Below are 13,529 nucleotides of genomic sequence, written 5' to 3' on the forward strand. Positions count from 1 at the left end.
CACCATGTCGCGACCGACAGGGCCATGACCAGCAGCAGCGCCCGGCTAGCGGACGGCCTGGACGGGCGCTGTCGCATGGAAGGCGCCGTTCTCTGCCATGCCGCGGATCGACACCCGGCTGCCGGGCTTCAGCGCTGCTCTGCGCGCCGGGAGCGTCCAGCGCATCGAGCCCTGGCCGAGCGCATAGCCGAACAGCCCGTTGCCGCCGCCGATCACCCGGCCGGCTTCGTCGCGCAGCTGCAGGGCGGAAAGCCGCATCCGGCTGTCGCCGCGATTGGTCGCGCTCAGCACCAGCCGCCCGCCCTGCTGGCCGACGCTCCAGGCCAGTTCCGGCGCCCTGGCGGCGCGCTCGGCGAAGAACACCGGCACGACATGGCGCAGCACCAGCGAGACCGTGCCGGGCCGCCGCTGCGGCTTGGGCAGTTCGTCGATCACCAGCCGGTAGGCCTCCTCGCCCGAGACCGGCCGCCGCGCCGTGCGCACCACGCGCACCGTGTAGTCCTGGCGGGCGCGCAGGTCGATCATCGGCGGGCTCGCCACCACCTCGTCGGTCGGCTCGAAGCGCTCGACGCCGCCGGATTGCTGCCAGCGGAAGACGCGGATCTGGGCGGTCAGCGGCTCGGTGTCGGTGTTGCGCAGGGTGATCGTCGTGGCGGCGCCGGGGGCGGGGACGTCGAGCAGGACCGGCGAGACCTGCAGCGAGGTCGCCAGGGCGGGCAGCGGCAGCAGGGCGACGAGGCTCGCCAGGCGGACGGTTCTGTGGGCCATCGCGGGACCTCCTTCTCGGGCGCGCAGGGGATCGGCCGGCCGCGCCATCGGGGGAGCGCGGTCCGTCGGTCGATATCGGTAGGCGGGAGGCGAAGGCTGAAGGCGGCAGGCCGGCCCGGAAGGGCCGCGCGGTCAGTAGGTCACGGTGACGGTGATCGTATCGGTATAGAGGCCAGGGGCCGGCGTGGTCTGCGGCGGCACGCGGCCATAGACGGTGTGGGCCTGGGCGGCGCCGTTGCCGACCGCGTCGACGGTGTCGCCGGCGACGGTGTTGCCCCAGTTCAGGCTGCGGCCCGCGTCGCGCCACAGCGAATAGGCGATCGTGCCGGCGCCGTTGCTCATCTGGCGGGTGGTGACGCTGCCGCCGTGCAGGCCGGCGCTGAGGCCGATCGAGTAGGGCGTGGTCGCGGTGCACTGGACGGTGATCGTGCTGGCGACGTCGGTGTCCGCGGCCAGGACGCCGACATTGCCGAAGTCCAGCGTCGTCGCGCTGTTCACCGTGCAGCCGGCCTCGATGTTGATCCGGACCTGGAAGCTGCCGGTGGCGGTCGCGGCCCGGCCCGGCGCGGCGAACAGGACAGCGACGAGGAAGAGGGCAGCGGCAGGCAAAAACGGACGCATGACATCAGCTCCCGGCTGAGATTCTTGCAATGATCGGCGTCGTCGCAGGCGCTCTGTGTTGTCATCTCTCCGTCATACGATGCCGAGTTCTTGGTTAACACTTCGTTATCGCGCCGTCGGCCAAGCGGTCGGATAGCGCTGTTTCGGCCCGAAACAACCCGATTTTATCAGGATTATCGTGCTACACCGGCATTGCGGCGCCTGCCCCGCGGAGGCCGGCTAAGCCGTGCGGGCGCAGCGAATACAGCGCATCGCATGGCGAATACTGTGGCAGGCGCGGTGCCTGCCGAGAGCGCTGTCGTCGGATGTCGGGCCGGCCGGCGAACCATCCGGCGGGTCGCGCGTTGGCGAAGGCCAAGGCGGGCATCATGCCGGCCGCCGGCATCCGTTTTCGCCGCATCACGAGGTTTCCATGCTCCGCATGCCCGCCGCAGCCGCCCTCGTCCTCCTGCTGGCCGCGCCGGCCGCGCTCGCCCAGGCGCCGGCGCCGCAACAGCCCCCGGCCGCCAAGCCCGCAGCGCCGGACAGGCCGGCCCCCGCCGCCGAGAAGCCTGCCAAGATGGAAAAGCCTGCCTCGCCGGAGGTCGCCACCTGCAAGGCCGGCGCCATGGCCGCGATCACCGCGCGCGAGCCGGAGATCAAGGACATCTTCATCGACGAGGACGGGCTGACCATCGCGGTCGCCGAGACCAAGGTCGAGGATACGCCGGTGACGCGCATCATCATGGGCGAGGCCTATCTGCAGACCGATCGCTCCGACAAGCCGCGCCGCTTCCTCTGCCTGCTCGGCGAGAAGGGCAAGGTGCTGCTCACCTTCTTTACCCAGCGCTGAGGTCGAGAAGGCGGGCGCGCCTGCGCCCGCCCTTGGCTTCACTCCTCGTCGACGACGCGGGTTTGCGGGCGGTCGCGCCCGTCGGCCAGTTCCTCGTGCCAGCCGCCGGCGGCGTCCTGATAGACGATGCCGTCGGTCTCGCCGGCCAGCGTCTGGCGCGCCGCGGCGTCCTCGGCGGCCTTCAGCGCCGCGGCGTGGCTGGGATGGGTCTCGGAGAGCACGTCGCCGACCTTGTAGGCCCAGCCGCCGTCATGCTCGACCACTTCATATCTGACCACTGCCATGGGATTCTCCTGAAAGCTGGAGAACCCGGCGGGGCGGCCTCAGGTTCCGGGCCGCGACGCGGCGAGGAAGCCGCGGATCTCGTCGATCTGCCCCGGCGCGAACACGCGCTTGGGCAGAAGCTGGTAGCTCACCCGCCCGGCCCAGATCAGCAGGATCCGCTCATCCTCCAGAAAGCGCAGATAGCCGGCCCAGCGGATCTGCGATTCGCCCGCGACGGTCCGGCACCGCATGCCCTCCGGCGACCAGTCGTAGACGAGATCGTCCTGGAAGGAGGGCACGGCGCGCAGATGCCGCCGCACCAGCCGCGGGATCAGCAGCCTGACGGTCAGCAGCGAGGTCGCCGCCAGCAGCGCCGCGGCGATGACGCCGCCGATCGCCAGCGCCAGCGGCAGGGCCTGCGGCAGCTCGCGCCGGAAGATCTGCACCAGCACCACGGAGACGACGAGCCAGGCCACGGCGATCAGCGCGCGGCGGCGCGGTTCGCGCAGCCTGGCGCGGGTGATCAGCCGCTGGGCGTCGAGCAGGTCGCCCTCGCCGATGCGCAGGAGGACCTCGCGCGCCGGCGGGGCTGCGCCCTCAGTCGCCATTGCCCGCATCGGCGGCGCGCAGCCCGTCGAGCACCGGCATCGAGGTGATGTGGTAGCCGGCGTCGATATGGTGCACGTCGCCGGTCACGCCGCCCGAGAGGTCGGAGAGATAATACAGCGCCGCGCCGCCGATTTCGTCGAGCGTCACCGACTTGCGCAGCGGCGAGTTCACCCGCTGCCAGGAATACATGGCGCGCGCATCCGAGATGCCGGCGCCGGCCAGCGTCCGCACCGGCCCGGGCGAGAGCGCGTTCACGCGGATGCCCTGCGGGCCGTAATCGGCGGCGAGATAGCGCATGCTCGCCTCGAGCGCCGCCTTGGCGACGCCCATGACGTTGTAGTTCGGCATGACGCGCATCGAGCCGCCATAGGTCAGCGTGATCATGCTGCCGCCCTGGGGCATGCGCGCCGCCGCCCGCTTCGCCGCCTCGGTGAAGGAGAAGCAGGAGATCACCATGGTGCGCGAGAAGTTCTCGCGGCTGGTGTCGGCATAGAGGCCCTTGAGCTCGTTCTTGTCCGAGAAGCCGATGGCGTGGACCAGGAAGTCGAGCGTGTTGCGGGCGGGATCGCCGCCCCATTCCGCGTCGATCGCCGCGAAGGCGGCGTCCACCGAGGTGATGTCCTCGACGTCGCAGGGGATGACCAGCTTCGAGCCGATGCTCTCGGCCAGCGGCTTCACCCGCTTGCCCAGCGCCTCGCCCTGATAGGTGAAGGCCATCTCGGCACCCTGCGCGGCGAGCGTGCGCGCGATGCCCCAGGCGATCGAGTTCTGGTTGGCGACGCCCATGACGAGGCCGCGCTTGTTGTGCATCAGGGGAAGCATGTGGACCGTCCGAACGGTGGCCGCGCAAGGGGCCGGAGGGAAAGACCCGCGGAGCGCCATGGCGTCCCGCGGGCCGGGAAGGCCTCAGGCCTCGAGCTTCTTCATCACGATGGTGGCGTTGGTGCCGCCGAAGCCGAAGGAGTTCGACAGCACGCATTCCAGGCCGGCATTGTCGATGCGCTTGCGCACGATCGGCATGTCGGCGAAGGCCGGGTCGAGCTCGTCGATATGGGCGCTCTCGCAGATGAAGTCGTGGTTGAGCATCAGCAGCGAATAGATCGCCTCCTGCACGCCCGTCGCGCCGAGCGAATGCCCGGTCAGCGACTTGGTGGAGGAGATCGGCGGGCTCTTCTCGCCGGCGCCGAACACCTCGCGGATCGCCTCGATCTCCTTGCCGTCGCCGATCGGGGTCGAGGTGCCGTGCGGGTTGATGTAGCCGACCTTGGCCGTCACGTCCTTCAGCGCCATGCGCATGCAGCGCACCGCGCCCTCGCCGGAGGGGGCGACCATGTCGTAGCCGTCCGAGGTCGCGCCGTAGCCGACGATCTCGCCATAGATCTTGGCGCCGCGGGCCTTGGCGTGCTCCAGCTCCTCGAGGACGAGGACACCGGCGCCGCCGGCGATGACGAAGCCGTCGCGGTTGACGTCATAGGCGCGCGAGGCGACGGCCGGCGTTGCGTTGTAGTCGGACGACATTGCGCCCATCGCGTCGAACAGCACGGAGAGCGTCCAGTCGAGCTCCTCGCAGCCGCCGGCGAAGACGATGTCCTGCTTGCCCCACTGGATCAGCTCGTAGGCGTTGCCGATGCAGTGGTTGGAGGTCGCGCAGGCCGAGGAGATCGAATAGTTCACGCCCTTGATCTTGAACCAGGTCGCGAGCGTGGCCGAGGCGGTCGACGACATGCCCTTGGGCACGGCGAAGGGACCGACCTTCTTGGAGGAGCCGCTCTCGCGCGCCTTGTCGTAGGCGTCGATCAGCGCGCGGGTCGAGGGGCCGCCCGAGCCCATCACGATGCCGGTGCGCTCATTGCTGATGTCGCCGCTTTCAAGGCCCGAATCGGCGATGGCATGTTCCATGGCGACCTGGTTCCAGGCGGAGCCGCCGCCATGGAAGCGCATGGCGCGCCGGTCGAGCACCGTCGCCGGGTCAAGCGTCGGCACGCCAGCGACCTGGCTGCGGAAGCCGTGCTCGACGAAGGCGGGCACGGTCACGATGCCGGAGCGCGCCTCCCGCAACGACGCCAGCACTTCCTGCGTATCGTTGCCAATGGACGAGACGATGCCCATCCCGGTGACCACTACGCGTCTCATTGCTCGCTTACTCCGGTGTTCGGTCGCGCGCCGGAAAGCGTATGCCCGGCGTGCCTCGAGAGATAGAGCCCCGCAAATGGACCGCCGCCATGGCCGGCGCAAGGCCGCAGGGCGACGATCGCCGCCGGGATCAGCCCTCCTCGGGCTTGAACAGGCCGACCCGCATGTCGGTCGTCGTGTAGATTCGCTTGCCGTCGGCCTCGAGCCAGCCATCGGCGATGCCGAGCACCAGCTTCGACTTGAAGACGCGCTTGAAGTCGACGCCGTAGACGACCCGCTTGACGCTCGGCAGCACCTGGTCTGCGAACTTGACCTCGCCGACGCCGAGCGCGCGGCCGCGGCCCGGCAGGCCGAGCCAGCCGAGGAAGAAGCCGGTGAGCTGCCAGAGCGCGTCGAGGCCCAGGCAGCCCGGCATCACCGGGTCGCCCTTGAAATGGCAGTCGAAGAACCAGAGGTCCGGGCGCACGTCGAGCTCGGCGCGCACGCAGCCCTTGCCGTTCGGCCCGCCGGTCTCGCTGATCTCGGTGATGCGGTCGAACATCAGCATCGGCGGCAGCGGCAGCTGCGCATTGCCCGGTCCGAACAGCTCCCCGCGACCGCAGGCGAGGATCTCCTCGTAGCTGAAAGACGATTGCCGCTCCATTCCCGTCCTGCTCCGTTCCGGCCGCCCCTGTCCGGCGATCCTGCATCGTTGAGCGCGTGCCTAACACGGGCGCGCCGCGAAACGGAAGGGCGCAGGTGACGCGTCGGCGCGCAAGCGGCCTTGCGAAGGGCGGGAAATCCCCGGCCCGGCACCGCTCGCGCCGGCCGGAACGGCCCGCCCTTGCGCCCGCTGCTTGCGACGGGCGGCGCCAGGCCCTAGATTTGAATGACCATCATGAGCATCAGGCGGCGGCCCTCGCGGCGCCCCGACGGTTGAAGGGCAGGCCTTGGAGATGAGCGAACCGAACCCGCAGGTGCCGGGCATCGCGGCGGATGCGCGCCAGGGATGCCCCTATCACGACGTGCGCCAGCGCCTGCGCCGCGTCGGCCTGCGCCCGACCCGCCAGCGCGTCTCGCTCGGCTGGCTGCTCTTCGCCCGGGGCGACCGGCACGTCAGTGCCGAGATGCTCTACGAGGAGGCGATGAAGGCGCGCGTGCCGGTCTCGCTGGCGACCGTCTACAACACGCTGCACCAGTTCACCGAGGCCGGGCTGCTGCGCGAGCTGGCGATCGACGGCGCCAAGACCTTCTTCGACACCGACAACAGCGACCATCACCACTTCGTCGTCGATGGCGAGGACACGGTGATCGACATTCCCGCCGCGGCGATCGACGTCGCCGAGCTGCCGGCGGCGCCGGCCGGCTACGAGATCGCCCGCGTCGACGTGGTCGTGCGCCTGCGCAAGATCGAGGCCTGCAAGATCGAGGCCTGACGGCGATCGGCCGGCGCGGGCGGCGGATCGCCGCCCCGACCGTCGCCGCCCGGACGCGCAGCGCTCAGTCGATCTTCTCGTTGGGATAGACGCCCCAGAGCCGGTCCTGGCGGATATGGCCCTCGACCTTGCCGACGGTGACGCGGCACCAGCCGTCCGTGCCGCCGGTGCAGGAGCGCACATTGGCGATCACGCCCGGCTCCAGCGTGGCGCGCACCGCCGAGCCGTCATCGGCCGAGGCCCTGAGCGCGAAGGTCTCGCCCTTGGTCTTGACCCAGGGCGCCACCAGCACGGTGCGCCGGCCCGACAGCAGCGAATGCAGCACCCAGCCCTCGGTGCCGTCGGCGTCGCGCACCCGGCGCCAGGTCTCGAATTCCGCGGTGATCTCGACCGGCAGCCCGGCGCGCTGGAACACCCAGCTGGTGCGGTGCTCCTTGGAGGGGCCCTCGCGCAGGTTCACCCGGTCCGATTTCAGGCTGACATAGCGCGGGATCGGCAGCTTGCTGACCTGCCCGATCGCGAGGTCCTGGGCCGCGCCGGCCGCCGAGGCCAGGCCGAGCGCCAGCAGGATCGCCGCGCCCCGGAGTGCGCGCGTCGCGGAAAGGGCCATCCAGTCAACTCCTTCAGAGCCGTTTGCGGCGGCGGCACCTGTCCGAACGGTCAGGTTGTGTTCCGTCGAAACGCTGCTTAGACAACAGGGCACCCGAGATCGGCCGCCGCCATCCATTCCTGAAACGCCCCGGTTAACGGGGGGTTGAGGCGAAACGGAGACGGCGTCGCCGGTGGCGGGTCGCAAGCCCGGGAGCCTCGCATGTCGAAGAAGAAGCCGCTCGTCGTGGTCACCCGCAAGCTGCCCGCCGTGGTCGAGACGCGCATGCGGGAACTGTTCGACGCCCGCCTCAATCTCGACGATACGCCGATGAGCCCGGCCGCCCTGGTCGAGGCGCTGCGCACCGCCGACGTGCTGGTGCCGACCGTCACCGACAAGCTCGACGCCGGGCTGATCGCCCAGGCCGGCGACCAGCTCCGCCTGATCGCCAATTTCGGCAACGGCATCGACAATATCGACGTCGCCAGCGCCATCCAGCGCGGCATCACCGTCACCAACACGCCGGGCGTGCTCACCGACGACACCGCCGACATGACCATGGCGCTGATCCTCGCCGTGGCGCGGCGCATCCCCGAGGGCGCGCGCATCATCACCGACGAGAGCTGGGACGGCTGGTCGCCGACCTGGATGCTCGGCCGCCGCATCACCGGCAAGCGCCTCGGCATCGTCGGCATGGGCCGCATCGGCCAGGCGCTGGCCCGCCGCGCCGCCGCCTTCGGCCTGTCGATCCATTATCACAATCGCCGCCGCCTCGATGCGAGCGTCGAGGAGGCGCTCGACGCGACCTGGTGGGATTCGCTCGACCAGATGCTGGCGCGGATGGACATCGTCTCGGTCAACTGCCCGCACACGCCGGCGACCTATCACCTGCTCTCGGCGCGCCGCCTCAAGCTGATGAAGCCGGACGCGATCCTGGTGAACACCGCCCGCGGCGAGATCGTCGACGAGACCGCGCTCGCGCGCATGCTGGAGGCCGGCGAGCTCGCCGGCGCCGGCCTCGACGTGTTCGAGCACGAGCCGGCGGTCAATCCGCGCCTGCTGAAGCTCGCCCGCAATCACCGCGTCGTGCTGCTGCCCCATACCGGCTCGGCGACGCATGAGGGCCGCGCCGAGATGGGCGAGAAGGTCATCGTCAACATCCGGACCTTCATGGACGGCCACAAGCCGCCGAACCGGGTCCTGCCCAGCATGCTCTGAGCGCCGGCGCCGGGAGCGCCCCGCGGCCTCGCGCGGCGCCCCTCGCCGGGCCCTGCGCTTCAGCCGGCGCGGGCGGTGTCGAACTGGCCGGTGCGGCGGAAGCGCCAGAGATAGGACGGCGTCACCGCCTCGACCGCCACCGGGGCGATGCCGAGACCCTCGAGCGTCCGCCCGTCCGCGGCGGCCGCGGCCGAGACCACATTGGCCACCTGCAGCAGCGCGACCTGGTCGCGCGTCATCACCAGCGCGTCGGGCATCAGGCCGAGCGTCAGCATGTCGGCGATCTCGAGGATGCGCGCCTGCAGCCGCGCCAGCGGCGCCGGCAGGCCGACGACGAGGCGGCGGCGCCCGGTCTCGGCGCAGACATAGTCGACGAGTTCGCGCAGCGTCCGCGTCTCGGGCCCGCCGAGCTCGTAGACCTTGCCGCCAGCCACCGTGCCGTCGACGGCACGCGCCACGACCTCGGCCACGTCGCCGACGAAGACCGGCTGCAGCCTGGTCTCGGCGCCGGCCAGCGGCAGCACCGGCAGGAAGCGCGCCAGCGCGGCGAAGCGGTTGAAGAAGCTGTCCTCGGGGCCGAACATCACCGAGGGGCGCAGCACCACGGCCTGGGGCACCTGCGCCAGCATGGTGCGCTCGCCCTCGGCCTTGCTGCGGGCGTAGAGCGAGCCGGACTCGCCGTCGGCGCCGAGCGCCGAGAGATGCACCAGCCGGGTGACGCCATGCGCCGCGCAGGCCTGCGCCACGGCGCGGGCGCCGGCCGCGTGCACGCCGGAGAAGCTCTGGCGGCCGCCCTCGCGCAGGATGCCGACGAGGTTGATCACCGCGTCGGAGCCGCGCACCGCCGCCTCGACCGAATCGGGATAGCGCAGATTGGCCTGCACGGCGGTGACCTGCCCGACGATGCCGAGCGGCTGCAGGAAGCCGGCGAGATCCGGCCGGCGCACCGCGACGCGGACGCGATAGCCGCGCTTGGCCAGCGCCCGGACCACGTGCCGCCCGAGAAAGCCCGAGCCGCCGAACACCGTGACGAGTTGCGAAGCGGGAGACTGGATCGCCATGATCGCGCAAGCTCCGTTTGGAAGCGCTGAAAACTGCTGCTGCGGGCCCTGTCCTAGTCGATCGGGCCGCGCCTGTGAAGGCGGCGCGGTGACCCGGCTGCACAGGCCATCCACACCTCCCGGCACACCCCCAGCATTTTGCCAGCATGAGCCCGTTGACAGGGCCATCCGTCCCCCGTAAACGAACCGCCGTTGCCCAGGTGGCGGAATTGGTAGACGCACCAGCTTCAGGTGCTGGCGCTCGCAAGGGCGTGGAGGTTCGAGTCCTCTCCTGGGCACCAACTTTCGAGGACTACCAACCTCGAAAACCTTGCCAGACAACGGCAGCTCACACGACATCGCGGTTCGCCGCGATGGTGAGCAGCCGTTGCTGCGCAGCGGTTCGACCGCGACGCCGGACGCAACGCCGGCCTTTCCCCAGCATCAGCGAGCATGACGACGACCGCGCCTGTGTGGGCGGTCAAAGTGCGCCCTGTTGTCGGGATTTTCCGGCTCGGCAGCGGTCTCACGCCACGGCGCCCTGGCCGTCGCGACCGCGACGGCCCTCTTTCGTCGGCTCGCTTTGCATCGCATGCACGGCCGCTGCTGCCGCTTCTGCTCCGCGATAGCGCCTTCGCGCCCTGAAACCGCCGTCAGGCGCGTTCGAGCGCGATGGCGATGCCCTGGCCGACGCCGACGCACATGGTGGCGAGCGCGCGGCGCTTGCCGGTGAGCGAAAGCTCCAGCGCAGCGGTCCCGGCGATGCGGGCGCCCGACATGCCGAGCGGATGGCCGAGCGCGATGGCGCCGCCATTCGGGTTCACATGCGCGGCGTCCTCGGCGATGCCGAGTTCGCGCAGAACGGCGATGCCCTGGCTGGCGAAGGCCTCGTTGAGCTCGACGATGTCGAAGTCCGTCGGTTGCACGCCGATCAGCCGGCAGAGCTTCCGCGTTGCCGGAACCGGGCCGATGCCCATGATTCGCGGCGCCACGCCGGCGGTCGCGCCGGCGACGATGCGGGCGCGCGGGGTCAGGCCGAAGCGCCGGATCGCGGCCTCCGAGGCGACGATCAGCGCCGCCGCGCCGTCATTGACGCCCGAGGCGTTGCCGGCGGTGACGCTGCCGCCTTCCTTGCGGAAGGGCGTTGGCAGCTTCGCCAGCGATTCGCGCGTGGTGTCGCCGCGCGGATGCTCGTCGCTCTCGACCAGGACGGGATCGCCCTTGCGCCGCGGGATCGCGACCGGAACGATCTCCTTTGCCAGGCGGCCGTTCTGCTGCGCGGCCACCGCCTTCTGCTGCGAGCGCAGCGCGAAGGCGTCCTGGTCCTCGCGGGAGACGCGGTAGTCGGCGGCGACGTTCTCCGCCGTTTCCGGCATCGAATCGACGCCGTATTGCGCCTTCATCAGCGGGTTGACGAAGCGCCAGCCGATGGTGGTGTCGTGGATCTCGGCCTGGCGCGAGAAGGCGCTCTCGGCCTTCGGCATCACGAAAGGCGCCCGGCTCATGCTTTCGACGCCGCCGGCGACCACGAGCTCGGCCTCGTTCGCCTTGATCGCGCGCGCCGCGGCGATCACCGCGTCCATGCCCGAGCCGCAGAGCCGGTTCATCGTCGTGCCCGGCACGCTCTCGGGCAGGCCGGCGAGCAGCACCGCCATGCGCGCGACATTGCGGTTGTCCTCGCCCGCCTGGTTGGCGCAGCCATAGATCACCTCGTCGATCGCGGCGGGATCGAGCCCGGGATTGCGCGCCAGCAGCGCCTTGAGCGGCACCGCGGCGAGATCGTCTGTGCGCACCGCGGCGAGCGCCCCGCCGAAGCGGCCGATCGGCGTGCGGACATAGTCGCAGAGATAGGCTTCGGCCATCGTGGCCTCCTTCGGATGGTCGATTGCGGTTCAGGCGAGCCGGGCCGGGTCGCCGCGGCGTCCGTCGCCGGCGACGAGCGCGAGGTCGCGCGCCAGCGCCGCCGGCGCGCGCGTCGCGGCCCAGTGCAGCGGCCCGCCGAGATGCCGGGGGAAGCCGTAGCCGTTGACCAGGACGAGATCGATGTCGGAGGCGCGCGCCGCGATGCCGTCCTCCAGCACCAGCAGCGCCTCGTTGACGATCGCCGCCATGGCGCGCGCCTGGATGGTCTCGCGTGAGAGAGCCTCCGGCACCGCGCCGCGCTCGCTGCGGGCGCGCGCCAGCAGCGCCGTCACCTCCGGGTCGGCGCAGCGCCCGCCCTCGGCATAGCGATACCAGCCGGCGCCGGTCTTGCGGCCGAGCCGGCCGGCCTCGACCAGCCATTCCAGCACTGGCAGGTCGCTGCGGTCGCCGCTCTCCATCTGCTTGCGCCGGCGGTTTGCCCAGGCGATGTCGAGCCCCGACAGGTCGGAGACGCCGAAGGGGCCCATGGCGAAGCCGAGCGCCTCGATCGCGCCATCGACCTCCTCGGGTAGCGCGCCGGCCAGCAGCATAGCCTCGCATTGCGTCCGGTAGGCGTTGTAGATGCGGTTGCCGATGAAGCCGTCGCCGACGCCGGAGACCACCGCGACCTTGCCGAGGCTGCGGCCGAGCTTCAGCGCCGTCGCCAGCACCTGCGGCGCCGTCTTCGCGCCGCGCACGATCTCCAGCAGCTTCATGACATGGGCCGGGGCGAAGAAGTGCAGGCCGACGACTCGCTCCGGCCGGGCGCTGGCGGCGGCGATGGCGTCGAGATCGAGATAGGAGGTGTTGGAGGCGAGGATCGCGTCGGGGCGCACCACCGCGTCGAGATCGCGCATCAGCGCCCGCTTCACCGCCATGTCCTCGAACACCGCCTCGATCACCAGATCGCAGGCGGCGAGATCGGCGAGATCGCCCGTGGTGGCGAGCGCGGCCGGGCTCTTCGCCCTGGCGAGGAAGCCGTCGATACGCGCGCGCGCCGCCTCCAGCACCGCGGGCTTGAAGTCGAGCAGCGTCACGGGCAGGCCGGCGGCGAGGACGGCGGCGGCGATGCCGGAGCCCATCGTGCCGGCGCCGACGATGCCGACGCGCGCCACCGGTAGCGGGCGCGCCCCGTCCAGACCCGCGACGCGCCCGGCCTCGCGCTCGGCGAAGAAGAGATGGCGCAGCGCCGCCGATTCGGCCGATTGGCGCAGGCGCTGGAACACCGCGCGCTCCTGCGCCAAGGCGGCGTCGAAGGGTTCGGTCAGCGCCCGCCGCAGCGCCGCGACCTGTTCCTGCGCATAGGGGCGCCCGCGGCCGCGCTTCAGCGCCGCCGCCTCCGCCGCCGCGAAGGCGGCCGGGTCGGTCGGCTGCGGCTGCCGCGCGCGCAAGGCGCGCTTCTCGCCCTTCAGCGCCAGGGCGAAGGCCGCGGCCTCGGCCCGCAGATCGCCCGCCAGCGCGTCGATCAGGCCGAGCGCCAGCGCCTCCTGCGCCTTCACGCGCCGGCAGCTCGAAACGATCTCCAGCGCCGTCGCCGCATCGGTGAGGCGCGGCAGGCGCACCGTGCCACCGGCGCCGGGAATGATGCCGAACGTGCCCTCCGGCAGACCGATCACCGCCTCGGCCACCGCCACGCGCCCGTCGCAGCCGAGCGCGATCTCGTAGCCGCCCCCGAGCGCCGCGCCATGGATCGCGGCTACGACCGGCTTGGGGCAGGTCTCGATCGCGGCGATCACCGCCGGCATCTGCGGGTCGGCGAGCGGCGCTGCGAACTCGCGCAAATCCGAGCCGGCGACGAAGGTCGTGCCGGCGCCGATCAGCACGGCGGCCTCCAGGGCGGAATCCGCCGCGATCTCGGCCAGCGCCGCGATCAGCCCCTGGCGCACCGCCAGCGAGCCGGCATTGATCGGCGGGTTGTCGATGACGACCACGCCGACCGCGCCCTCGCGTTCGAGGCGCACGGCCGGGCCCGGGGCGGACGCGGCGCGGTGCTGCCCGGAGGTGTCGGCAGCGGTCTCGGCGGGCATCTCGGCAGGCGTCTCGATCGTCATCGCGCAGTCCTGGTCCCTTGGATCCGGTCCCGCATTGGGCGAGCGGCGCGCCCGGAGCGCCGACGGTACAGCATACGCCCCCGCTGG

The 13,529-nt window shown here is 71.3% G+C and carries 14 protein-coding genes and 1 tRNA gene; 4 read left to right on the forward strand and 11 right to left on the reverse strand.

Features of this window, described 5'->3' with window-relative positions; translation table 11 throughout:
• Nucleotides 1-45 precede the first annotated feature (45 nt).
• Complete coding sequence (locus ABE438_RS18760; protein ID WP_346504193.1) at nucleotides 46-768, reverse strand: fimbrial biogenesis chaperone; 723 nt, start codon at nucleotides 766-768, stop codon at nucleotides 46-48.
• 132 nt (nucleotides 769-900) lie between these two features.
• Nucleotides 901-1,389: a Csu type fimbrial protein gene (locus ABE438_RS18765; protein WP_346504194.1), complete on the reverse strand. Its 489-nt coding sequence runs from the start codon at nucleotides 1,387-1,389 to the stop codon at nucleotides 901-903.
• 412 nt (nucleotides 1,390-1,801) lie between these two features.
• Between ABE438_RS18765 and ABE438_RS18770 the strand changes: the two genes are divergently transcribed.
• Nucleotides 1,802-2,221, forward strand: a complete 420-nt coding sequence (locus ABE438_RS18770) for a hypothetical protein (RefSeq protein WP_346504195.1) — start codon at nucleotides 1,802-1,804, stop codon at nucleotides 2,219-2,221.
• Between the two features lie 38 nt (nucleotides 2,222-2,259).
• Here ABE438_RS18770 and ABE438_RS18775 read toward each other — a convergent pair whose 3' ends face one another.
• From ABE438_RS18775 to fabA, 5 genes are all read right to left on the reverse strand, one after another.
• Nucleotides 2,260-2,505, reverse strand: coding sequence for a DUF2188 domain-containing protein (locus tag ABE438_RS18775; RefSeq protein WP_346504196.1), 246 nt, complete (start codon nucleotides 2,503-2,505; stop codon nucleotides 2,260-2,262).
• Nucleotides 2,506-2,544: 39 nt separating this feature from the next.
• Nucleotides 2,545-3,093, reverse strand: a complete 549-nt coding sequence (locus ABE438_RS18780; RefSeq protein WP_346504197.1) for a YcxB family protein — start codon at nucleotides 3,091-3,093, stop codon at nucleotides 2,545-2,547.
• Nucleotides 3,083-3,916: an enoyl-ACP reductase FabI gene (fabI, locus tag ABE438_RS18785; protein ID WP_346504198.1), complete on the reverse strand. Its 834-nt coding sequence runs from the start codon at nucleotides 3,914-3,916 to the stop codon at nucleotides 3,083-3,085. Before fabI ends, ABE438_RS18780 begins: the two co-directional genes overlap by 11 nt.
• Before the next feature lie 84 nt (nucleotides 3,917-4,000).
• Complete coding sequence (gene fabB / locus ABE438_RS18790) at nucleotides 4,001-5,227, reverse strand: beta-ketoacyl-ACP synthase I (protein ID WP_346504199.1); 1,227 nt, start codon at nucleotides 5,225-5,227, stop codon at nucleotides 4,001-4,003.
• Between the two features lie 130 nt (nucleotides 5,228-5,357).
• Nucleotides 5,358-5,870, reverse strand: coding sequence for a 3-hydroxyacyl-[acyl-carrier-protein] dehydratase FabA (fabA, locus tag ABE438_RS18795; protein WP_346504200.1), 513 nt, complete (start codon nucleotides 5,868-5,870; stop codon nucleotides 5,358-5,360).
• Nucleotides 5,871-6,162: 292 nt separating this feature from the next.
• On the opposite strand from fabA, the gene irrA reads away from it, so the two are divergent.
• The gene (gene irrA, locus ABE438_RS18800) at nucleotides 6,163-6,642 is read left to right on the forward strand and encodes an iron response transcriptional regulator IrrA (protein WP_346504201.1); all 480 of its coding nucleotides are present in this window, start codon (nucleotides 6,163-6,165) and stop codon (nucleotides 6,640-6,642) included.
• Between the two features lie 64 nt (nucleotides 6,643-6,706).
• Here the strand turns inward: irrA and ABE438_RS18805 are convergent, their stop codons facing one another.
• Nucleotides 6,707-7,252 carry an SH3 domain-containing protein gene (locus ABE438_RS18805; protein ID WP_346504202.1) on the reverse strand — a complete coding sequence of 182 codons (546 nt, stop codon included), beginning with the start codon at nucleotides 7,250-7,252 and terminating at the stop codon, nucleotides 6,707-6,709.
• Between the two features lie 201 nt (nucleotides 7,253-7,453).
• Between ABE438_RS18805 and ABE438_RS18810 the strand changes: the two genes are divergently transcribed.
• The gene (locus ABE438_RS18810; protein WP_346504203.1) at nucleotides 7,454-8,449 is read left to right on the forward strand and encodes a 2-hydroxyacid dehydrogenase; all 996 of its coding nucleotides are present in this window, start codon (nucleotides 7,454-7,456) and stop codon (nucleotides 8,447-8,449) included.
• Nucleotides 8,450-8,508: 59 nt separating this feature from the next.
• Here ABE438_RS18810 and ABE438_RS18815 read toward each other — a convergent pair whose 3' ends face one another.
• Complete coding sequence (locus ABE438_RS18815; protein ID WP_346504204.1) at nucleotides 8,509-9,510, reverse strand: complex I NDUFA9 subunit family protein; 1,002 nt, start codon at nucleotides 9,508-9,510, stop codon at nucleotides 8,509-8,511.
• A 194-nt stretch (nucleotides 9,511-9,704) separates the two neighbouring features.
• Here ABE438_RS18815 and ABE438_RS18820 point away from each other — a divergent pair.
• Nucleotides 9,705-9,791 (forward strand) — tRNA-Leu (locus ABE438_RS18820).
• Nucleotides 9,792-10,142: 351 nt separating this feature from the next.
• Here the strand turns inward: ABE438_RS18820 and pcaF are convergent.
• Both pcaF and ABE438_RS18830 read right to left on the reverse strand, forming a co-directional pair.
• Complete coding sequence (pcaF, locus tag ABE438_RS18825) at nucleotides 10,143-11,351, reverse strand: 3-oxoadipyl-CoA thiolase (RefSeq protein WP_346504205.1); 1,209 nt, start codon at nucleotides 11,349-11,351, stop codon at nucleotides 10,143-10,145.
• A 30-nt stretch (nucleotides 11,352-11,381) separates the two neighbouring features.
• Entirely contained in the window at nucleotides 11,382-13,442 is a 2,061-nt protein-coding gene (locus tag ABE438_RS18830) for a 3-hydroxyacyl-CoA dehydrogenase NAD-binding domain-containing protein (protein WP_346504206.1), read from the reverse strand.
• Between the last annotated feature and the right edge of the window lie 87 nt (nucleotides 13,443-13,529).

The sequence above is a fragment of the Allobosea sp. TWI1241 genome (assembly GCF_039673065.1).
Classification (GTDB): Bacteria; Pseudomonadota; Alphaproteobacteria; order Rhizobiales; family Beijerinckiaceae; genus Allobosea.

Excerpts from the sequence above, each read along its gene's own strand:
- ABE438_RS18760 (WP_346504193.1), bottom strand. The coding sequence starts at position 768 with ATGGCCCACAGAACCGTCCGCCTGGCGAGCCTCGTCGCCCTGCTGCCG.
- ABE438_RS18765 (WP_346504194.1), bottom strand. The coding sequence starts at position 1,389 with ATGCGTCCGTTTTTGCCTGCCGCTGCCCTCTTCCTCGTCGCTGTCCTG.
- ABE438_RS18770 (WP_346504195.1), top strand. The coding sequence starts at position 1,802 with ATGCTCCGCATGCCCGCCGCAGCCGCCCTCGTCCTCCTGCTGGCCGCG.
- ABE438_RS18775 (WP_346504196.1), bottom strand. The coding sequence starts at position 2,505 with ATGGCAGTGGTCAGATATGAAGTGGTCGAGCATGACGGCGGCTGGGCC.
- ABE438_RS18780 (WP_346504197.1), bottom strand. The coding sequence starts at position 3,093 with ATGGCGACTGAGGGCGCAGCCCCGCCGGCGCGCGAGGTCCTCCTGCGC.
- fabI (WP_346504198.1), bottom strand. The coding sequence starts at position 3,916 with ATGCTTCCCCTGATGCACAACAAGCGCGGCCTCGTCATGGGCGTCGCC.
- fabB (WP_346504199.1), bottom strand. The coding sequence starts at position 5,227 with ATGAGACGCGTAGTGGTCACCGGGATGGGCATCGTCTCGTCCATTGGC.
- fabA (WP_346504200.1), bottom strand. The coding sequence starts at position 5,870 with ATGGAGCGGCAATCGTCTTTCAGCTACGAGGAGATCCTCGCCTGCGGT.
- irrA (WP_346504201.1), top strand. The coding sequence starts at position 6,163 with ATGAGCGAACCGAACCCGCAGGTGCCGGGCATCGCGGCGGATGCGCGC.
- ABE438_RS18805 (WP_346504202.1), bottom strand. The coding sequence starts at position 7,252 with ATGGCCCTTTCCGCGACGCGCGCACTCCGGGGCGCGGCGATCCTGCTG.
- ABE438_RS18810 (WP_346504203.1), top strand. The coding sequence starts at position 7,454 with ATGTCGAAGAAGAAGCCGCTCGTCGTGGTCACCCGCAAGCTGCCCGCC.
- ABE438_RS18815 (WP_346504204.1), bottom strand. The coding sequence starts at position 9,510 with ATGGCGATCCAGTCTCCCGCTTCGCAACTCGTCACGGTGTTCGGCGGC.
- pcaF (WP_346504205.1), bottom strand. The coding sequence starts at position 11,351 with ATGGCCGAAGCCTATCTCTGCGACTATGTCCGCACGCCGATCGGCCGC.
- ABE438_RS18830 (WP_346504206.1), bottom strand. The coding sequence starts at position 13,442 with ATGACGATCGAGACGCCTGCCGAGATGCCCGCCGAGACCGCTGCCGAC.